Annotated in this window: 24 protein-coding genes, 1 pseudogene and 1 riboswitch; all 25 genes and pseudogenes read left to right on the forward strand. The window is 27.1% G+C overall.

Annotated elements, in window-relative coordinates; translation table 11 throughout:
- The first annotated feature begins 112 nt into the window (after positions 1-112).
- The 25 genes and pseudogenes from BN899_RS18915 to BN899_RS20105 all read left to right on the forward strand — a co-directional run bounded on the left by BN899_RS18915 (position 113) and on the right by BN899_RS20105 (position 20613).
- Complete coding sequence (locus BN899_RS18915; RefSeq protein WP_154658877.1) at positions 113-271, forward strand: hypothetical protein; 159 nt, start codon at positions 113-115, stop codon at positions 269-271.
- 135 nt (positions 272-406) lie between these two features.
- Positions 407-976 carry an HTH domain-containing protein gene (locus BN899_RS19540; RefSeq protein ID WP_242824069.1) on the forward strand — a complete coding sequence of 190 codons (570 nt, stop codon included), beginning with the start codon at positions 407-409 and terminating at the stop codon, positions 974-976.
- 251 nt (positions 977-1227) lie between these two features.
- Positions 1228-1383, forward strand: a pseudogene (locus BN899_RS20760) (PRD domain-containing protein); the annotation flags it as partial.
- A gap of 138 nt (positions 1384-1521) precedes the next feature.
- The gene (locus tag BN899_RS19550) at positions 1522-2181 is read left to right on the forward strand and encodes a PTS sugar transporter subunit IIA (protein ID WP_242824070.1); all 660 of its coding nucleotides are present in this window, start codon (positions 1522-1524) and stop codon (positions 2179-2181) included.
- A 113-nt stretch (positions 2182-2294) separates the two neighbouring features.
- Positions 2295-3218 carry a 1-phosphofructokinase gene (gene pfkB, locus BN899_RS04135; RefSeq protein WP_042273215.1) on the forward strand — a complete coding sequence of 308 codons (924 nt, stop codon included), beginning with the start codon at positions 2295-2297 and terminating at the stop codon, positions 3216-3218.
- Positions 3218-5116: a PTS fructose transporter subunit IIABC gene (locus BN899_RS04140; protein ID WP_042273216.1), complete on the forward strand. Its 1899-nt coding sequence runs from the start codon at positions 3218-3220 to the stop codon at positions 5114-5116. The genes pfkB and BN899_RS04140 overlap by 1 nt, the downstream gene beginning before the upstream one ends.
- Positions 5117-5317: 201 nt before the next feature.
- A complete protein-coding gene (locus BN899_RS04145) occupies positions 5318-7444 on the forward strand; it encodes a glycosyl hydrolase family 18 protein (RefSeq protein WP_161628734.1) in 2127 nt (708 codons plus the stop codon).
- On the forward strand, positions 7408-7542 hold the full coding sequence (locus BN899_RS20930; protein WP_081712151.1) for a carbohydrate-binding protein: 135 nt from the start codon (positions 7408-7410) through the stop codon (positions 7540-7542). The genes BN899_RS04145 and BN899_RS20930 overlap by 37 nt, the downstream gene beginning before the upstream one ends.
- A 186-nt stretch (positions 7543-7728) precedes the next feature.
- A complete protein-coding gene (locus tag BN899_RS04150) occupies positions 7729-8250 on the forward strand; it encodes an RNA polymerase sigma factor (RefSeq protein WP_042273218.1) in 522 nt (173 codons plus the stop codon).
- Positions 8243-8389 (forward strand): hypothetical protein, encoded by a 147-nt coding sequence (locus BN899_RS18920; RefSeq protein WP_154658878.1) that lies wholly within the window; start codon positions 8243-8245, stop codon positions 8387-8389. Before BN899_RS04150 ends, BN899_RS18920 begins: the two co-directional genes overlap by 8 nt.
- A gap of 28 nt (positions 8390-8417) precedes the next feature.
- The gene (locus BN899_RS04155; RefSeq protein ID WP_042273219.1) at positions 8418-9329 is read left to right on the forward strand and encodes a hypothetical protein; all 912 of its coding nucleotides are present in this window, start codon (positions 8418-8420) and stop codon (positions 9327-9329) included.
- 349 nt (positions 9330-9678) lie between these two features.
- The gene (locus BN899_RS04160) at positions 9679-10581 is read left to right on the forward strand and encodes a DUF4825 domain-containing protein (protein WP_042273222.1); all 903 of its coding nucleotides are present in this window, start codon (positions 9679-9681) and stop codon (positions 10579-10581) included.
- Positions 10582-10608: 27 nt separating this feature from the next.
- Positions 10609-10830 (forward strand): YdbC family protein, encoded by a 222-nt coding sequence (locus tag BN899_RS04165; protein ID WP_042273224.1) that lies wholly within the window; start codon positions 10609-10611, stop codon positions 10828-10830.
- 115 nt (positions 10831-10945) lie between these two features.
- Positions 10946-11050, forward strand: a riboswitch (SAM riboswitch).
- Between the two features lie 77 nt (positions 11051-11127).
- Positions 11128-11289, forward strand: coding sequence for a hypothetical protein (locus tag BN899_RS20355; RefSeq protein WP_330362441.1), 162 nt, complete (start codon positions 11128-11130; stop codon positions 11287-11289).
- Positions 11290-11346: 57 nt separating this feature from the next.
- Entirely contained in the window at positions 11347-12438 is a 1092-nt protein-coding gene (locus BN899_RS04170) for a Na+/H+ antiporter NhaC family protein (RefSeq protein ID WP_330362442.1), read from the forward strand.
- 110 nt (positions 12439-12548) lie between these two features.
- Positions 12549-13343 carry an SPL family radical SAM protein gene (locus BN899_RS04175; RefSeq protein ID WP_330362443.1) on the forward strand — a complete coding sequence of 265 codons (795 nt, stop codon included), beginning with the start codon at positions 12549-12551 and terminating at the stop codon, positions 13341-13343.
- 279 nt (positions 13344-13622) lie between these two features.
- Positions 13623-14336: a DUF975 family protein gene (locus BN899_RS04180; protein WP_042273225.1), complete on the forward strand. Its 714-nt coding sequence runs from the start codon at positions 13623-13625 to the stop codon at positions 14334-14336.
- A 109-nt stretch (positions 14337-14445) separates the two neighbouring features.
- Positions 14446-14814, forward strand: a complete 369-nt coding sequence (locus BN899_RS04185) for a GntR family transcriptional regulator (protein ID WP_042273227.1) — start codon at positions 14446-14448, stop codon at positions 14812-14814.
- Complete coding sequence (locus BN899_RS04190) at positions 14814-15512, forward strand: ABC transporter ATP-binding protein (protein WP_042273229.1); 699 nt, start codon at positions 14814-14816, stop codon at positions 15510-15512. Before BN899_RS04185 ends, BN899_RS04190 begins: the two co-directional genes overlap by 1 nt.
- Entirely contained in the window at positions 15506-16279 is a 774-nt protein-coding gene (locus BN899_RS04195) for a hypothetical protein (RefSeq protein WP_042273231.1), read from the forward strand. Before BN899_RS04190 ends, BN899_RS04195 begins: the two co-directional genes overlap by 7 nt.
- A gap of 256 nt (positions 16280-16535) precedes the next feature.
- Positions 16536-17417 carry a GGDEF domain-containing protein gene (locus BN899_RS04200; RefSeq protein WP_042273232.1) on the forward strand — a complete coding sequence of 294 codons (882 nt, stop codon included), beginning with the start codon at positions 16536-16538 and terminating at the stop codon, positions 17415-17417.
- 309 nt (positions 17418-17726) lie between these two features.
- Positions 17727-18419, forward strand: coding sequence for a polyphosphate polymerase domain-containing protein (locus tag BN899_RS04205; RefSeq protein ID WP_042273234.1), 693 nt, complete (start codon positions 17727-17729; stop codon positions 18417-18419).
- An 11-nt stretch (positions 18420-18430) separates the two neighbouring features.
- Positions 18431-19099, forward strand: coding sequence for a DUF4956 domain-containing protein (locus tag BN899_RS04210; RefSeq protein ID WP_042273235.1), 669 nt, complete (start codon positions 18431-18433; stop codon positions 19097-19099).
- Between the two features lie 10 nt (positions 19100-19109).
- On the forward strand, positions 19110-19697 hold the full coding sequence (locus tag BN899_RS20100) for a CotH kinase family protein (RefSeq protein WP_278244957.1): 588 nt from the start codon (positions 19110-19112) through the stop codon (positions 19695-19697).
- Positions 19698-19710: 13 nt separating this feature from the next.
- Entirely contained in the window at positions 19711-20613 is a 903-nt protein-coding gene (locus tag BN899_RS20105; RefSeq protein WP_278244958.1) for a CotH kinase family protein, read from the forward strand.
- Positions 20614-20626: the final 13 nt, after the last annotated feature.

A 20626-nucleotide genomic window follows, 5' to 3' on the forward strand; every position in this document is an offset into this window, starting at 1 on the left:
ATTATTGGACTAAGCTTAATTACATTAATATATAAGTTAATTATAAGAAGAAATAAATACAGTACTATGTCATAAGCTATATAAAGGCTTAAATAGTTGGAGGAATGTTATAATGTTAGAAATTTATAATTTTTTTGTTTCAGTAATATCAACTATAATAACAACTTCATCAATAGTTTATATTAAAGGTACAATAGACAGCATGGTAAGCATTTTAAAATGTTTTGTTTATAGCTATGAAAATAGGATAAAATTATGTATTGAAGTTTAAAAAATAGCCTAGAATAAAAAATTCTAGGCTATTTTTTTATTAAAGTATAGTTTATGCTAATGTATTATAATAGAAATAAAATTTTAGGGTATATAATGATGATATTAAAGAAAATTAGAAGGGGCTTAATTGATTATGACAAATATTAACTCAAGAGCATTAAACATAATAAATATTCTTTTGAATTCAGATCAGCCAGTAAGTAGCATAGCTCTTAGTCAAGAGATAGGATGTTCTACTAAAACCATTCAAAGTGAAATAAAATTATTAAATAAAGAACTTAAAAATGCCCAGATTTTATCAATAAGAGGAGTTGGATATAAGTTAGAAGGTAGCATTGATGATATAAATATTAACAGTGATTCTTATAATGATATAGATAGAGTTCATTATATAATAAAAACATTATTAATTCTAAGTGCAAAGGAAAGCAATTCTATAAGGATTGAAGATTTAGCAGATTCTATGTATGTAAGTACTTCTACTATTAAGAATGATTTAAAAGAAGTTAAAAAAGTATTAGCTAAATATAACATTGAAGTATTAACAAAACATAAGCAAGGAATATATATAGAGAGAATAGAGGAAAATATAATAAAGTGCATAATAGATTTATGCATAAAATCTGATAATGAACTTAATTTAAATGAATTTTTAAGTGATGAAGTAAAAAACAATATATTTATAATAAAAAAATTGTATTAAATAACTTAAATAATGAGAAACTAATATTACTAGATACAGAATTTAAAAATATAATTAATCATATATTACTGTATTTAAGTAGAGGAAATTATAATAATGAAGAATTTATAAAAAATTACATAAATGATTATAAAAATAAGAGAAATATAGTAATAAATAATGATAAAAATAAAGATATAATAAAAAATGCTATAAATGAGTTTTGTGAAAATTTAAAGTTAGCCACATCTATTAATATAAAAGATGATGAGATATTTAAGGATTGTTTATACAATCATATAAATAGTTTATATAAAAAGATAAAACTAGGAATAGAAAGCTATGATATAAAGACATTAGATATAAAAATAAAATACCCATTTGCATTTGAATTAGCAAAAATAGCCAAAAAAACTATAGAAAAAGATTTAGATATAGAAATAAATGAAAATGAAATAGCAAATATAGCTATACATGTAGGCGGTGCACTTGAAAGAGCATCATATAAGAATGAAAAAAAGACTTTTAAAACTATAATAGTATGCACCTCAGGTATAGGAACATCTATGCTTATAAAATCAAAGCTTGAAAATATATTTAGAGAAAAGCTTGAAATTTTAAAAATTATACCTGCTTATTTAGTCGATTATATAAATGCTATGGAAGTGGATTTTATAATATCAACAGTTCCTATAGACATTGAATCAATACCAGTTATAAACATATCTCCACTTTTAAGTGATAAAGAGGTTAAAATTATTGAAAAATATATAGAAACAGAAAATATATATGTAGATATTAATGTTAAAAATATATTTGACAAAGAACTATTTTTTACTAACTTAGACTTTAAAAATAAAGAAGAAGTTATTGATTTTATGTCAAACAAATTAATAGAACTAGGTCATATAGATAATGATATGAAAGATTCATTCTTTGAAAGAGAGAAAATAGCAACTACTGAAATTGGAAATATGGTAGCTATTCCACATGGCGCAAAGGGAACAATATATAATAATAAAATAGCAATAGGAATACTTAAAAATCCAATAAACTGGGAGTTATCAAAAGTAAGATTGGTTATAATGCTAGCAGTTAACCCTGAAACTATTTTAGATTATGAAGAATTATTTTCTACTATATACAAAAGAGTAGATTCAATTGCAAAAGTTGTTAGCATATGTGAAAATGGAAGTTTCGAAAAGTTTGTAAATATGTTTAAGTAATAAAGATAAATTTCTCTTTTGATTAAGAGAAATTTTTTGACTTTCACGGAAAATGTTTTCTAGGTATTATAATAATATAATATTTCTTAAAGATTAAGAAAGAGGTGTAGCATATGATTTATACAGTGACATTAAATCCTGCAATAGATTATGTAATAATGTTAGATAATTTAAAAGTAGGAAGTGTAAATAGAATAAGTAGTGAAAATGTATATCCTGGAGGTAAAGGAATAAATGTATCAGGTGTACTTAAAGAGTTAGGATATGAAAGTACAGCTCTAGGTTTTATAAGTGGATTTAGTGGAGCTTTTATAAAAGATTCTCTTGATAAAAAAGGTCTTGAAACTGACTTTATAGATTTAGAAAATGGATTTACAAGAATAAATGTAAAAATAAAAAGTAATGAAGAAACAGAGATAAATGGACAAGGACCTCATATAAATGATGAAAAGTTAAATCAACTATATGAAAAAATAGATAAATTAAATGAAGGTGATGCTTTAGTTTTATCGGGAAGTATACCTAAAACTCTTAATGAAAATCTATATGAAAATATAATGAAAAGATTAGAAAATAAATACGTTAAGGTAGTAGTTGATGCAACTAAAGATTTACTTTTAAATGTATTAAAACACAAGCCATTTTTAATAAAGCCAAATAATCATGAATTAGAAGAAATGTTTAATGTAAAATTAAAATCAAATGAAGATGTAGCTCTTTATGCTAGAAAGCTAAAAGACATGGGAGCTAAAAATGTATTAGTATCTATGGGAAAGGACGGAGCGATACTAGTTACAGAAGAAAATAGAGTCTTTATAAGTAATGTTGCAAAAGGAAAAGTTATAAACTCAGTTGGAGCTGGAGACTCAATGGTAGCAGGATTCATTTCTGGATATTTAAGTACTAACAGTTATGAAGAAGCTTTAAAATTAGGTACAGCTTGTGGTAGTGCAACAGCATTTTCAAGTGACTTAGCTACGAGAGAATTTATAGAAAGCCTTTTAAGTGAAATTATAGTAAAGGAGATAATAATATAATGAAAATAACTGACTTAATTAATAAAAGTTGTGTTAAATTAGATTTGCCAGGTGAAAGTAAGTTAAAAACTATTGATACTATGGTTGATTTAATGAATAATGGAAACAACTTATCTAATAAAGAAGAATACAAAGAAGCAATACTAGCTCGTGAAAACTTAAGCACAACAGGAATAGGCGAAGGAGTAGCAATACCTCATGCTAAATCAAAAGCTGTAAAAAAGGCAGCACTTGCAGCTGCAGTTTCTAAAGTTGGAGTTGATTATGAATCTTTTGATGGAAGTTTATCACATTTAATATTTATGATAGCTGCTCCAGAAGGTGCCAATGATACACATTTAGAAGTATTATCGAGATTATCCACTATACTTATGGATGAAGAATTTAGAAATAATTTAATAAATGCATCTTCAGTAGATGAATTTATTAAATTAATAGATGATAAAGAAAGAGAAAAATTTGCTGATGAGTATGCTGAAGAAGTAGTGTCTAAAGAATCAGGTTACCCAAAGATACTTGCAGTTACAGCTTGTCCAACAGGGATTGCTCATACTTTTATGGCAGCAGAAAGTTTAAATAAAATGGGTGAGAAAAAAGGTGTTTCTATAAAAGTAGAGACAAATGGTTCAGCAGGAGCTAAAAATATTTTAACAGCTGAAGAGATAGAACATGCAGAGTGTATAATAGTAGCAGCTGATAAAAATGTTGAAATGGCAAGATTTAATGGTAAAAGGGTTATAATAACTAAAGTTGCCAATGGAATACACAAAGCTGATGAACTAATCGAGCGAGCATCAAAAGGTGATGCACCAATTTATAACCATAGTGGTTCGGTAAGTTCTGATTCTAGTTTTGATGAAGATGAGACAACTTTTAGAAAAGTATACAAGCATTTAATGAATGGTGTATCTAATATGTTACCATTCGTTGTAGCTGGTGGTATACTAATAGCGCTTGCATTTTTAATAGATACTGTGTTAGGTCAAGTAGGTGGTTCTAACTTTGGATCAAATACTCCAGTGGCAGCATACTTAAAGGGTATAGGAGACATCGCATTTAGTTTTATGCTACCAATACTTGCAGGATATATTGCTTACTCAATAGCTGATAGACCAGCTATGGTTGTTGGTTTTGTTGGTGGAGTTATTTCAAGAGATGGTGGAGCAGGATTTTTGGGTGCTTTACTTGCAGGTTTTATAGCAGGATACTTAGTATTAGGGCTTAAAAAGTTATTCTCAGGTTTACCACAATCACTTGATGGAATTAAGCCAGTACTGCTATTCCCATTATTTGGAACTCTTATAATGGCAGTAATAATGACATTTATAATAATGCCTCCAGTTGCAGCAATAAATACAGCAATACAAAACTTCTTAATGAGTTTAGGTACTAGTTCAAAAGTACTTCTTGGAATATTAGTTGCAGCTATGATGGCAGCAGATATGGGTGGTCCAATAAATAAGGCAGCTTATGTATTTGGTTTAGCATCACTTGAGTCCGGACAATATGAAATAATGGCAGCAGTTATGGCAGGAGGTATGGTTCCACCGCTTGCAATAGGCTTAGCTACAACATTCTTTAAAAATAGATTTACAAAAGAAGAAAGAGAATCAGGAAAAGTAAATTATGTTATGGGACTATCTTTCATAACAGAAGGTGCAATACCATTTGCAGCAGCAGATCCACTTCATGTATTACCAGCATGTATTGTAGGTTCAGGAATTGCAGGAGCTTTAAGTATGATATTTAATGTAGGTCTTCGTGCACCACATGGTGGAATATTTGTAATACCGGTTGTATCAAATCCAGTTGGTTACTTAATAGCAATAATAGCAGGTTCAGTAGTTGGAATGTTACTTCTTGGAATATTTAAAAAGCCAATAAATAAAAAAGCCTAATAAAAATACAATTTAGTAAAAGAGATATATTAAACTTATTTTAATATATCTCTTTTTTATTGTAATTAAAGCTACTTAGAATAATTTGTAAAAAATAATAAAAAATAAAGGATTAAATGTATATATGTTTAAAATAAATATATATACACTTTGGGGAAGTGTATTGATTAGTATTTCTATAAAAAGGGGGATAAATTAAAAATGAAAATTAATAAAAAGCTGAGGAACGCTATATCTGCGGTTACATTAGGTATATTTACCATGACCACAATAGCTTCATCGACAACATTTGCTTATACAACAAAAGAAAAGGACTCTATAAAAACTAGTATAGAATCAAGTACAGATTTAGAAAGAAAAATAGTTGGGTATTTTCCAGAATGGGCATATAAAAGCGAGGAGCATAACTATTTTAATGTTACAGATTTACAATGGGACTCATTAACTCATATACAATATTCTTTTGCAATGGTAAATCCTGAAACGAATAAGATTGATTTTGGAGATAAATTTGCTGCAACAGAAGAAGATTTTAAGGGAATGAATTTAAGTCATAACGGAAAGCCAGTTAAATTAGATGAAAGCTTACCATACAAAGGTCATTTTAATTTATTACAAGTAATGAAAAAGGAATTTAGTGATGTAAAATTATTAATGTCAGTTGGTGGATGGGCAGGATCTAGAGGATTTTATACAATGATGGATACAGACGATGGGATAGATACATTTGTTGAATCTTGTGTGAAGTTTATAAGAGATTATGGATTTGATGGAGTAGATATAGATTTTGAATTCCCATCATCAACAAGTCAGTCAGGTAATCCTGAAGATTTTGATGTGTCAGAGCCAAGAAGAAAAACTATAAACGCTAGATATAATGTAATGATGAAAAAATTAAGACAAGCTATAGATAAAGCAGGTAAAGAAGATGGGAAAGATTATCTTTTAACAGCTGCAGTAAGTGCTTCATCTTGGGTATTAGGTGGAGTAGATTCGCATGAATATGCTAAATCATTAGATTTCTTAAGTATAATGTCGTATGACTATCATGGTGGATGGAATGAATTTGTTGAAAATCAAGCAAATATATATCCAGACCCAGAAGATAAAGAAACTGCTAATATGATGATGCCTGTTCTTGGTATGGACTGGTCATATAGATATTATAGAGGAATATTACCACCTGAAAAAATATTAATGGGAATACCATACTATACAAGAGGATGGGAAAATGTAAATGGTGGAAATAGAACAGGATTACATGGAACAAGTAAAACTCCAGCAACAGGTAAATATAACTTATGGGGAGATTATGATGCAAATGGTAATCAAGTACCAGCAGGTGCAAATCCTCTATGGCATGTATTAAACTTAATGGAACAAGATCCTAATCTTAAAATTCATTGGGATGATGTAGGGAAGGTACCATATATATGGCAAAATGATGAAAAAGTATTTTTAACTTTTGAGAATGAACAATCGATAGATGAAAGATTAAAATATATAGAAGAGAAGAACTTAGGTGGAGCTTTAATATGGGTTATGGACGGAGACTATGGAAAAAATCCTAATTATGTAGAAGGTTCAACAAATATTAATGAAGGTAAATATACATATGGAGATACATTAACAAAGAAATTAAGTGAAGGCTTAGATAAAATGGGTCCAGCTAAGGAAACAGAAGAAGGAAATAAAGATTTACAGCCAATAAAAGTTGGTGTAAAGCAAAATGGTAACTACGACCATCCAAATTATACATATGAATTTAATGTAACAAACTATACTGATGAAACTATAAAGGGTGGATGGGAATTAAGCTTTGATTTACCGAAATCAGCAGTATTTAAATCACCTTGGGGTGGAACAGTTACACAAAAGGATAATGGAGATTTTACTAATATAACAATAACATCACCTGCATGGCAAAATTTAGATCCTGGTGAAAGTACAATACTTCAAGGTATGATAGGTCTATGTTTCTCAGATGTAAGAAATGTAACTTTCAATGGAATGAATCCAGTAGGAGACAGTAATGTAGAAGTACCTAGCCCAGATGAAAATGCTCCTGTAATAAAAGGAGCAAATAATAAAGATTTATTCTTAGGAGAAAAATTTGATGCTTTAGAAGGTGTAACTGCAAATGATAAAGAAGATGGGGATTTAACTTCTAAGATTGAAATTGCAGGGAAAGTAGATACAAATAAAGTTGGAGATTATGAGTTGACTTATAAGGTTGTAAATAGCAAAGGAATAGAAATAACGGTTAAAAGAGTAATTACAGTAAAAGAAAAATTGAAGATACATATGACCCAGAAAAAGCATATTTAGCAGGTGATAAAGTTATATATAATGGAAAAGAATATGTAGCTAAATGGTGGACAAAAGGAGAAATACCAGGAAGTAGTGATTCTTGGGAGTTAGTATAAAGAATATAACTAGCGAAATTGATGGATATTATATTAAAAATTAAATAAGAATAAAAAACATGTTAAAATAGTAGTTACTTTTTAGTAACTACTATTTTTTATTAAATTAAAAAATTGATAATAGATGCAACTAATTAAAAAAAATTAACGTCTAATGATTGTAAAAGATAAAAAATGGAGGATAAGATGGAATTTTTAATAAAAAAAGCAATGAAAGGAGATAGTGAAGCTTTTATAAGTCTGATAAATAAACATGAAATTTCTATGTATAAAACTGCAAAGGCAATACTTCATAATGAAGAAGATATAGGGGATGCCATACAAGAAACGATAATAGCAGCTTATAAAAGTGTTCATACTCTAAAACAAGCTACATATTTCAAAACTTGGCTTACAAGAATTTTAATAAACAAATGTAATGATATTATAAGAAATAATCAAAATATTATCTTTATAGAAAGTTATAAAGAAGAAGGATACAGTGATAAAACGCATGATAAATTAGAATTTGATGAAGCTTTTGTAAAATTAAGTGATGATTATAAATTAGCACTTAATCTATATTATGTCGAAGGATTTAATTCTAGAGAAATAAGTGAAATTTTAAATGAAAATGAAAACACAATAAAATCTAGAATTTCTAGAGGGAAAAAACAGCTTAAAAATTTTTTGCTAAATAATAAAGAAGGAGAGATGATAAATGCATAATGATTTAGATAAATTAATAAAAGAAAACTTAAATAAAGAAGAATATATACCACAAAGCATAATAAATAAAAAAGAGGATGCATTTAATATGATAAAAAATATGGAAAAAGAAAATATAAAAGCTAAGAAAAATATATAAATAAAAAACAGCAGCTGCTGCAGTAGCAATGGTTGTTATAGGAGGTTTAAGTTTCGGTAAGCCAGTATTAGCGGGCATTAACAAAGTATTATTTGAAGGAAGATATAACGGAGTCAAAAGTGCAAAAGAAAATGGATATGAACAAAAGGTGGAAGGGGTATTTAGTAAAAGTGATGGAATAAGGTTAGAAGTAGTAGACTTAGTAGCAGATCCGACTATTATAAATATTAGATTCAAGTTAAGTGCAAAGGATGCAAATGAATTAAAAAAGTTCAAAAATCCAGAGACTGAAAATAAAAGTATAATGAATCATTTTACTATAACTGATGATAAAGGAAGAATACTTCAAACGTATGGAAAAGATGGCATAATGTCTCCACCATTAACTGATGAAGATGGAAATGAATATTGGTTGACTTCAGGTGGAGATGAAGATATAGATATAAGCAAATTAAATGAAAATGAAGTATATTTTGGATGTGTATTTACTTCATCGCAAGGTTTACTAGGAGATATAAAAGGACTTAGAATACAAACTAATATGATATCAAACTTAGAAGGAAATTGGGACTTAAAATTAGATTTTGATGATTTTATTACAAATAATGAAGAAGTAAGCTATGTAGCTAAAGATAAAAACGAAAAAGTAGAAATAATTGAAGCAAAAGGATTTGCAACTGGAATAAAGATAGATTTTACGGTTAATGAACCAATAGATGAACTTATAATTTTAAATGCAAAACTAGTAGATAAAAATGGCAAAGAATACACAACTGAAAGACCAGGATGGATGGAAAATAAAAACGGAAAAGATTATGTTTCGATGACTTTTGATGTGAGTCAATATGAAAGCTTAGATGAATTTGATTTTATAATAAATGGATTAGATGATTCAAAAGTAACGTTAGTAAAAAGTTATAAAATAAAAAAGAAGGACTAGTCCTTCTTTTTTTATTTATAAATATGATGTAAATTAAGAGTTTTTGTTAAGTCTAGTAATAATATGAAGATAAAGTTACAATAATGCTGATAATATTGATTTTTTTATTTATAGAGGCTATACTTTCATACATATCAAATTTGTAAGATATATGAAATTTATCTATAGTATTAAGTAGATTGGTTAAAATAGAATTTAGCTGTAAAAATATATAAGTAATAGAAAAGCCAACTTAATGTTAATAACTCAAAAAGATAATGGTATAATTAAATATATAAAAAATTGAGGATTTAATTTAGTAGAACAATTAAGAAGTATATTACATACATAGACGAGAAGGAGACAATGGATGAAGAAAATAGCTAGTATAATTATTTCAATTATGATAATATCAAGCGCGATAGGTCTAGTAGGTTGTGAGTCTAAAGAGAATTTGAATATTAAAGTTAATAAAGATATAAAAAGAGAAAGTAGCATTGATTTAAAAGAGTTGTCAAAGTATAAGGGAACTAAGATAGGTGACTCTACTAAGATTTCAAATATACTAGAGTATTTGCCGGGAAATACTTCAAAGGATGGTTTTAGTTTACAAACTAAAAAACAACCTTATGAAATTACTGTTAATTATAAATTAGGTAATGAATATAAAGAAAATAATATAACTAATTTACTTTATACTAACTCAGTTATATTATTATCATTAGTTGATAATCTTGATATAGTTAATATAAGGCTAGGGGAAGAACATGGTATTATATACACTTATAATAGAGGTCAAATAGAAGAAGTTATAAAAACTGATTTAAGAAAATTACCACAAGATTTGAAATTGTGGAAGGATGTATTAAGTAAGGAAAGTTATGATAATGTAGGCGAAGGGCGTTTAAAAGTAGGAAATCATACAAGTATAATAGAAACTTCAGAGACTGATAAAACAGAGATAGCTAAAACATTATTCGAAGCTCTTTTAATATATGATTATGGAAATATTAAAGTAGAATCCGGAGAATATATTAATATATTAAAAAATTATAAGATTAAAAATGTTACTTTTAAAAGTGACTTAGATAATGGAGATTTTAGAGTTAGCATGAACTATGATATACAGTCAGTTGATGGATATGTTGACTACTTTACAACTGGAAATGGAATCAAGTCTAGCGATAATTGGATTAAAGATAAGTTTGTTATAGTTGATATTGAAAAAATAGGAGAAAACCAATATAAATTAGCAGCTCAAAACACAAACTAAGTATAAATGATAAAAGGAGAGATAAATATGGCAAATATTAAATTTGATATAGAGTATGAATATGGAGTTATTTCAGAGTCATCAAAAGGGTGGAAAAAAGAACTAAATTTAGTTAGCTGGAATAATAATAAAGCTAAATATGACATAAGAGAATGGGACGAAGAACACGAGAAGATGGGCAAAGGATTAACTTTTACAGCTGAGGAATTAAAATCTCTTAAAGAAATATTAAATAGTATGGATATATAGTGGGTAATATATTAGTTACATAAAGTTTTAAATATTGTAAAAAATAAATATTATATAGCATTTATTTTTTACAATTGACACCTTATATTTATTAGGATACTATAACAAATAAATAAACTTATTTAGAGAGGTGGAGGGACTGGCCCTTTGAAACCCGGCAACCAGCATATCAAATATGCAATGGTGCTAAATCCTGCAGCATAAAGCTGATAGATAAGTATAAATTCGCTAAAAAGCTTAAGTTTATACTTAAGCTTTTTTTTATTAGAATCTAAAAAATATAATAGGGGGTATTGCATGAGTAAAAAAATAAGTGGAAATCCAGTAGCATTAGCACCGTTAGTAGTATTTATACTATTATTTGTATCAGCAGCATTAATAACTGGAGATTTTTCAAAAATGCCTATTTTGGTTGGATTTTTTATATCAGTTGGGGTAGCAATATTAATCGATAATTAAAGAGATCTAAATACAAAACTAGAGGTATTTGCTAAGGGAGCAGGAAATTCTAATGTTATGTTAATGTGTGTAATATTTTTATTAGCAGGTGCATTTGGATCAGTCACAAAATCTATGGGAGGAGTAGAATCAACAGTTAATTTTGGGCTATCAATACTGCCGCCAAACCTTTTAGTAGTAGGAATGTTTTTAGTAGCATGTTTTGTATCAACATCTATGGGAACATCAACAGGAACAGTAGTAGCTCTTGTACCTATTGCTATAGGGATTTCAGATAAAACTTCAATAGGATTAACACTTTGCTTAGGAGCTATAATCGGTGGAGCTATGTTTGGAGATAATTTATCGATGATATCGGATACAACTATAGCAGCAGCTAATACTCAAAATTGTAATATGAAAGATAAGTTTAAAACTAACTTTAAAATAGTACTTCCAGCAGCAATATTAACAACTATTATATTTATAGTTATAGGTTTGGGAAGTGGAAATATAAGTGGAGATACATCTTATTCTTTAATAAAAATAATTCCATATATTTTAGTTTTGTTACTGGCATTACTAGGTGTAAATGTTTTTGTAGTTTTAACTAGTGGAATATTAATTAGTGGGTTAATTGGAATTATAACTGGATCATTTAATATATGGGGAATATTTGAAGTAAGTTTTGAAGGTATGGTAGATATGCAAAATTTAGCTATGATATCAATAGTTATAGGAGGATTAGTGGAACTTATAAAGGTAAATGGAGGTATAGAGTGGTTACTTTCGTTCACTAAAAGTAAAATAAAAAATAAAAAAGGTGCAGAATTTGGAATAGCAGCTCTTGTTAGTTTAGCAGATATTTGTACGGCTAATAATACTATATCTATAATTATGGTAGGGCCTATTGCAAAAGAGATTTCTGAAGAATTTGATATTGATCCTAGGAAAAGTGCCAGTTTATTAGATATATTTTCTAGTGCATTTCAAGGAATAATACCATATGGAGGGCAACTATTAGTTGCCTCATCTCTTGCAGGAGTATCTCCATTTTCTATTGTACCTTATATGATTTATCCTATGCTTATGATGGTATGTGGAGTTATATCTATTATATTTACAATTTCAGGGACAGAAGATATTAAATCAGATATTATTAATAGCTAAAGAACAAATTTTTACTTTTTATGTTAAGATAAATTAAGTATGATATTTATATAAATTAAGCTAATAAACACAATAAAAATTACAATACATAAAAAGTGGAGGATAGTAAATTGGAATATATAAAAGCAAAATCTATAATTTCTAATTATATAGAAAATAATTCTTGGTTTTCTATAAATTATAATATGAATATATATAAAGGATGTCCTCATGGATGTATTTATTGTGATTCACGAAGTAGTTGTTATCAAATAATAGATTTCGATAGAGTGAGAATTAAAGAAAACTCAATAGAAATGATTAAAAAAGAATTAAAAGGCAAAAGAAAAAAAGGCGTCATAGGAACAGGAGCAATGAGTGATCCTTATAATCCATTTGAAGCAAAATATATGCTTACTAGAGAAGCCTTAAAGCTTATAAATGATTACAAATTTGGAGTATCAATTGCAACTAAAAGTAATTTAATTACAAGAGACATAGATATATTAAAAGAAATTCAAAAACATTCACCTGTTTTAGTGAAGATTACTATTACAACTTATGATGACAATCTATGCAAGCAAATTGAACCACATGTTGTTACTTCATCGAAGCGCTTTGAAGCAATAGAAAAGTTAAGCGAAAATGATATATTTACTGGAATACTATTAATGCCTATACTACCATTTATAAATGACAGTGAAGAGAATATAAAAAATATAGTAAGAAAAGCTTATGAATGTGGAGCTAAATTTATTTTTTCTTATGGAATGGGAGTAACACTTAGACAAAATCAAAGAGAATATTACTACGATAAATTAATCACTATATTTTCTAACGATACAGTAAAAAGATATATTGAAATTTATGGAGATAGATATGAGTACGAATCTATTAGATCTAAAAAAATTAAGAGATTTATTTGAATTAGAGTGTAATAAATACAATATTTTATACAAAATGGAAGATATTATAGATAGCTATAAAAATAAATATGAAGCTTGTCAACTTAACTGGTTCTAGATATTAATTAAAGAGTTGTCTTCAAATGATTTAAATCATTTGAAGACAACTCTTTTTAGATTATTTAGTTAATTATAAAGTAAATTTTGACGCTCCTGTTATTAAGTCCAAATAATAAAATTTTATTAAAGCACATAATTAGACAATGAGTAATATATATATTATTATAAGGAGGGTGTTACATGAACAGAATCGAATTAAAAGAACTTACAAAAAGTCAACTTAAAGGACATTGGAAAACTCCAGTACTATTAACATTAGCATATTTAATAGTAACAATTATAGCTAGCTTATTTCAGGAAGAAGCACAGTCATTACCAACTATTATAATAACATTTGTAGTGGTATGGGCAATTTCTGTATGGGCAACTATAGGAATACCTAACTTTTATTTGGAATTTTTGAAAAAGGATGGTAAAGCTGGATTTAAAGATGTTTTGGTACCATCTAATAAATTACTAAAAGCATTAGGGTATACTGTTATAATAGGAATAATTTCAATGATAATAGGATTCATATCTGTATTTGCATCAACTGGATTAATTGCAGCTTCAGTATTTTATGGTGATGGAATAACAATTGCAAATATAGTAGGAATAATTTTAATATGTTTAATGTATATAGCATTTATAATATTCACTTTTGCAGTAGCACAGGTACCTTATATCATAATTGAAAAAGATGATTTAGGTTTATTAGAGGCTATGAGCTTAAGTATGAAACTAATGAAAGGAAATAAATGGAAATACTTTGTTCTGCAGTTAAGCTTTTTAGGTTGGGGCATACTTTCCGTAATAACATTTGGAGTAGGATTTTTATGGTTAATTCCATATATGGCACTAGCTGAGACTAATTTCTACAAAGATTTAGCTATAGAAAATGTAACTTTAGATTAATATATATAAAAGCTATGTTATTTAACATAGCTTTTTATTTTATAAAAAATTATTGCAAAAATTTTTGTACTATTGTACTATTATATTAATACAATGAGGTGGTGAAAAAATGGAATGGGAAATAGATAATAATAAGCCAATATATATACAGTTAGTAGAACAACTAAAACTAAGTATAATATCAGGCGAATTACAAGTAGGCTCTAAACTAGACCCAGTAAGGCTTATGGCACAAGAAGCTGAAGTAAACCCAAATACTATGCAAAAAGCATTATCAGAACTTGAAAGAGAAGGATTGGTTTATAGTAAACGAACTAGTGGAAGGTTTGTAACTGATGATGAAGAAAAAATTAAAGACATGAGAGAAGAAGTAGCAAATTTAAGAATAAAAGAATTAAAAGATACTCTAGTAAAGCTTGGATATAATAATGGAGAAATTATAGACCTTGTAACAGAGAATTTAAGGGAGGGAATATAGTGAATAGTATTGTAGAATTTAAGAATGTACACAAAAGCTATGGCAAAAAAGAAGTTTTAAAAGGTATAAATTTAAACTTGAAAAAAGGAAAGATAATAGGTCTTTTAGGACCAAATGGAAATGGTAAAAGTACTATGATAAAACTTATAAATGGATTATTAACACCAAATGATGGAATAGTTTTAGTAAATGGAATGGAACCATCTGTTGAAACTAAAAAAATAGTCTCTTACCTTCCAGAAAGAACTTACCTTAATGATTGGATGAAGGTTACTGATATTATTAAATTCTTTGAAGATTTTTATGAAGACTTTGATGTTAATAAAGCCTATGATATGCTTGAAAGCTTAAATATTGATAAAAATGAAAAACTTAAGACTATGTCAAAAGGTACTAAAGAAAAAGTACAGTTAATATTAGTTATGTCAAGAAAGGCAAGTTTATATGTATTAGATGAACCAATTGGTGGAGTTGATCCAGCTGCAAGAAGTTATATTCTTAAAACCATTTTAGCAAATTTCTGTGAGGATAGTACTTTATTAATTGCAACTCATTTAATTAGTGAAATTGAAAATATATGTGATGAAGTAATATTTATATATGATGGAAATATAGTACTTCAAGGGGATGTAGAAAGTATTAGAGAAGAAAAAGGTAAATCTATAGATGCCTTATTTAGGGAGGAATTTAAATGTTAGGAAAATTATTAAAATATGAACTTAAAGCTTATATAAGAATATTTATTCCAATATATATAGCAATAATAGCTATGTCATTTTTAAATAGACTTTTTGGTGGAAGCGAATTATTCCAAATGCAGTTTATAATGACAACAGTATTAATAGGACTTTTTGTAGCTTTATATGTATTAAGTATAATTATAACTATACAAAGATTTAGAAAAAATCTTTTAGGAGATGAAGGTTATTTAATGTTTACTTTGCCAGTTAAGACTAGTAGTATTATAATTTCAAAATACTTAGCATCACTAATATTTACTATATTAAGTGGATTAGTAGCACTTTTATCTTTTAGTATTATATTTAATGCGGTAAGTGTTTCTGAAATAACTTCAGCTTTCAATGAAATTTGGAAGGGGTTATCAACTCAACCAGATCTTAGACGTTTAGTTTTTATTGTATCTTTAGCATTATTTCTTGCATACTCAACATTTATTTTCCAAATATATTTATCACTATCAGTAGGTCAATTACCTAAATTTAATAAACATAGAAATGTAGCAGCACTTGCAACATTTTTTATAATTAATGTAGTTGTAGGCTATGTAAGTAATTCAATAACTTCACATATGCCAATAGACTTTGATTATGAAGCAGGTATTTCTCAAGTAAGTCAACTATCAGCAAATGGATCGAATTATATGTTTATAATTAGTATGATTATAATAGGTCTTTTATTTTATGGTACAGTTTATATATTAAATAAAAAACTTAACTTAGAATAAATAAAATTATATATTAGTTTTATAGGATGGATGGTACTTTCATTACTTACTTTAGGAATAGTGTTTTTATAAAGATATAATTTCAGAGTAGCTTAAAGATATAAAGTTTAAGTGATTTTTAAATAATACTTGCAAGTTTGCAAGTATTATTTTGTTTTGGAAAAATTAGACTATTACTAAGGTAAGTGATAATATATAATATAACAGTGATATTTTATATTAAATATTTACAGGTATTAAGCTCTAGGGGGATATAATGGTGAATATATATAAAGAAGCATTAAATGACGAAAATATAATAGATAAGCTATTTGAATATAGGAGAATATTAGATCCAGTCAGGAAATGTACTTTAGAAATTTCAAAGGACGATGTAAAATATAGTGCACATAAATGTTATGAATTTTGGGAAAAGAATTCTGAATGCAGTAATTGTATTTCAATGAGAGCCTATAATGAAAATAAATCATTTACTAAAGTAGAGTACTTAAAAGATAAGATATACCTTATAATGGCAACACCTATAATAAAAAATAAAGAAAAATATATAGTTGAAGTTTTAAAAGATATAACTAATGATAATATAACAAGCTGCTTAATTAGCAAATCTATGGATAAAGCAGAAAAAGAAATTCAAAGACTTAATGATTTAGCTATAATTGATGAAGTTACAAATATTTATAATAGAAGATATATAAATGAGAAAACGCCATCAGATATAAATAATGCCATAGAAAATCAATATGACCTATCTTTAGCTATTATGGATATAGACGATTTTAAAACTATAAATGATACATATGGACATATGTGTGGAGATTATATATTAGAAGCTATATCAGATATTATTAAGAGAAATATTAACTTATATGGATGGGCAGGAAGATATGGTGGAGATGAGTTTGTCATAGTAATGAATAAAATTTCAAAATTAGATTGTTATGATATTATTGAAAAAATAAGAAAAGATATAGAGGCTGCTATATTTATTTACGAGGGCAAAAATATAAATATAACTTGTAGCTTTGGTATTTCTAGTATAGATAAATGCATAAATAATTTTAATAATATAATAAAAGATGCAGATTTTAAATTAATAAATGGTAAAAATGGTAAAAAAAATATAGTGATAATGTAAAAAGTATGGCTTAGATTAAATTAACTAAGCCACTTTTTTTATTTTATAATCTTAATATCTATATAATATTTATAATTTCTATTTGGAAACTCTTAATATTTAACAATAAATAAAAATATTGGAAAATAGATGACAAAATATTACATATAATGATGAAATATGTGGTTATTACTCATGAAATGTTGAAAAAAATAGTTTTACTCGAGTATACTTATGGTATACAAAAAAACAAGACTGTATTTATAAAATTATCGATAAATTTAAATCAGTTAAAATAGTTTTGAAATTATTTAGGAAAGGAGGACGATTATGATAGTCAATAGAAGGGAGCTTAAATATCCTATAGGTGAAATGGACTATTACAAAGTTAATGAATTATTTAAAAAAGTTTTAACTCCAGATAAAAATAATAAAGAATATGGATATAGAATTAGAAGTTTATACTTTGATAGTATAAATAATTGTGATTATTTTTCCAAAATGGATGGAGAAGAAATAAGGAAAAAAATAAGATTAAGAATATATGATATAAATACAGATACTGTAAAGCTAGAGATAAAAAGAAAACTAAATATAAGTCAAATTAAAGAAACAACAACAATAAGTAGAGACGACGCTATAAAACTTATAGACAAAGATTACAGTGTACTTTTAAAGTATGATAATCAAACGGCTCATTCAGCATACAATATTATGACAGTAGAACAATATCAGCCTGTAGTCCTAGTTGATTATAATAGAAGAGCGTATATACACAATGAAAACAATATAAGAGTTACTTTAGATAGCGATATTAGGTCTAATGAATTTGACTTTAACATGTTTAGTGAAGATGTAATAATGACACCGGTAGTAGATTATTACAATGCACTTTTAGAAGTTAAGTTCGATGGAGAGTTATTTTGTTGGATATCACAAGCATTAACTGATCTGGATACAACAAATCAATCTCTTAGCAAGTACTGTACTTCAAGGAGATTTTTTGGAAATTATATGCTATAAAGGAGGCAAAAATGAAGGAAACATTATATAAATATTTAACTGCACCAAGTGGAACAATAACAGCATTTGATGCAATAGAAATGATGAGTATAGCATTAATACTATCAATGGTAGTATTTTGGACATACAAAATAACTTTTAGTGGAGTAATGTATAACCGTAAATTCAATGTATCATTAGTAATGTTAACTTTAGTTACTACAATGGTAATGATTGTTATAGGTAGTGATATAGCATTATCACTAGGTATGGTAGGTGCATTATCTATAGTTCGTTTTAGAACAGCTATAAAAGATCCAAGGGATACTGCGTATATCTTTTGGTGTATAGGTGTAGGTTTAAGTGTTGGTAGTGGAAACTATATGATAGCATCTGTAGGATCTTTATTCTTATTTGGAGTTTTAGCTATGTTTAGTTTCAGTGGATTTGGTAAAGAAGAAAGATATATACTTATTATAAGAGGTAATAGAGAAAGAGAAGAAGACATAATGAGATGTGTTTTTAAAGCTTTTAAGGGAAGTCAGTTAAGAGCTAAAAACTCTGTTGGAAATAATATGGAAATAATATATCAAATAAAAATAAAAAACAATGAAGATAAAAATATAATAGATGAACTGTATAAAATAGAAGGTGTAAGTACTGTAAATATAGTTGCTCAAAATGGAGAAACAATAGGTTAGGTGATAAATTATGAAAAAAGACATATTTAGGTCATTTATGGCACTGAGTTTTGTTTTTATAGCAATATTTAGTTCAGCCTATCTAAATAATATAAAGGAAAAATCACGAGAAGAAGCTAAAAAAATTCAAAATAAAAATCTTAATGAAACCTATGAAAGTAATCTAGAAAGTTCAGATTTCAACTTACCAATAGTTATAATAGATACAAACGGTAAATTAGTTCCTAGAGAAGAAAAAATCCCTGTAAATATACAAGTATATGATAATAAAGATAAGTCAAATAAGTTATCACATGACCCTAATATTGTAAGTAAAGCAAGTATAAAGATAAGGGGAAATAGTACGAGTAAGTATCCTAAAAAGCAATATAGTATTGAACTTTTAACCAATAAAGGAAAAGAAAATGAAAAGAAAATGCTTGGTATGGCAAAGAGTTCTGACTGGGTATTAAATGGTCCATTTGCAGATAAATCACTTATGAGAAATTATATAGCATTAAAAACATCTAGAAATATAATGGAATATGCACCAGATGTTAGATTTTGCGAAGTATTTTTAATTGATGATAATAGTACAGAAATAAAAGAAAACCTATAAAGGTGTTTACGTTATGATTGAAAAAATAAAAAGAGGTGATAAGAGAGTAGATATAACTAAGTCTTTAAAAAATCTTGATGAAACTAGTTTTATACTTGCAAAAGATAGACAAAAAGAAGGAGATATTAAGCTAAGAAGTTATGGTAAAGAAACATATCTTTACCACTATGGTATTAATGTAGTATATCCTAAAAATAGTCTTACACCAGAAAAACACGAATATATAGAAAAGCATATTAGTGAGTTTGAAAGAGTTTTATATTCCGATAAATTTAATGACCCAGTATTAGGGTATAACAAGTATATAGATGTAGATTCTTTTGTAGATTATTATATAATAAATGAATTTTTCAAAAATACGGATGCAGGATTATTAAGTACTTATATATACAAAGATTATGAAGAAAAAATAAAAGCAGGACCAGTATGGGATTTTAATAAATCATTAGGAAATCACAATAATGAGATTGGTAAACCTTATGATTATACAGCCTTTTTTATGAATCAAAGACCTTGGTTTGATAGGTTAATGGAAGATGTTAATTTTGCAGATAAAGTAGTAGATAGATACAAGTTACTTAGAAAAACATACCTTAGTGATGAATATTTACTTAACCTAATAGATGAAACGGTAAAATCATTAGGTAATGCAAGTAAGAGGAACTTTTATAAATGGCCAATGTATATGTCTAATCAAGCTGAAGTTTTTGAAGAAAATGGAGATGTATCAGGAGAATATTCAGCTGATATAGGTAAATACGAAGAGTTTTTAAAAAAGAATTATCATTTACTAAAGGATACTACAGGTAAAGCTACTTCTTATGATGAAGAGATTAGCTTGATGAAAAACTTTATAGTTAAAAGAGGCAAATGGATGGACGAAAATATAGATAGTCTTAGCAAATGGGCAAATTAGTAGGAGTGATAAT

Source organism: Faecalimicrobium dakarense (assembly GCF_000499525.1).
Lineage (GTDB): Bacteria > Bacillota > Clostridia > Peptostreptococcales > Peptostreptococcaceae > Faecalimicrobium > Faecalimicrobium dakarense.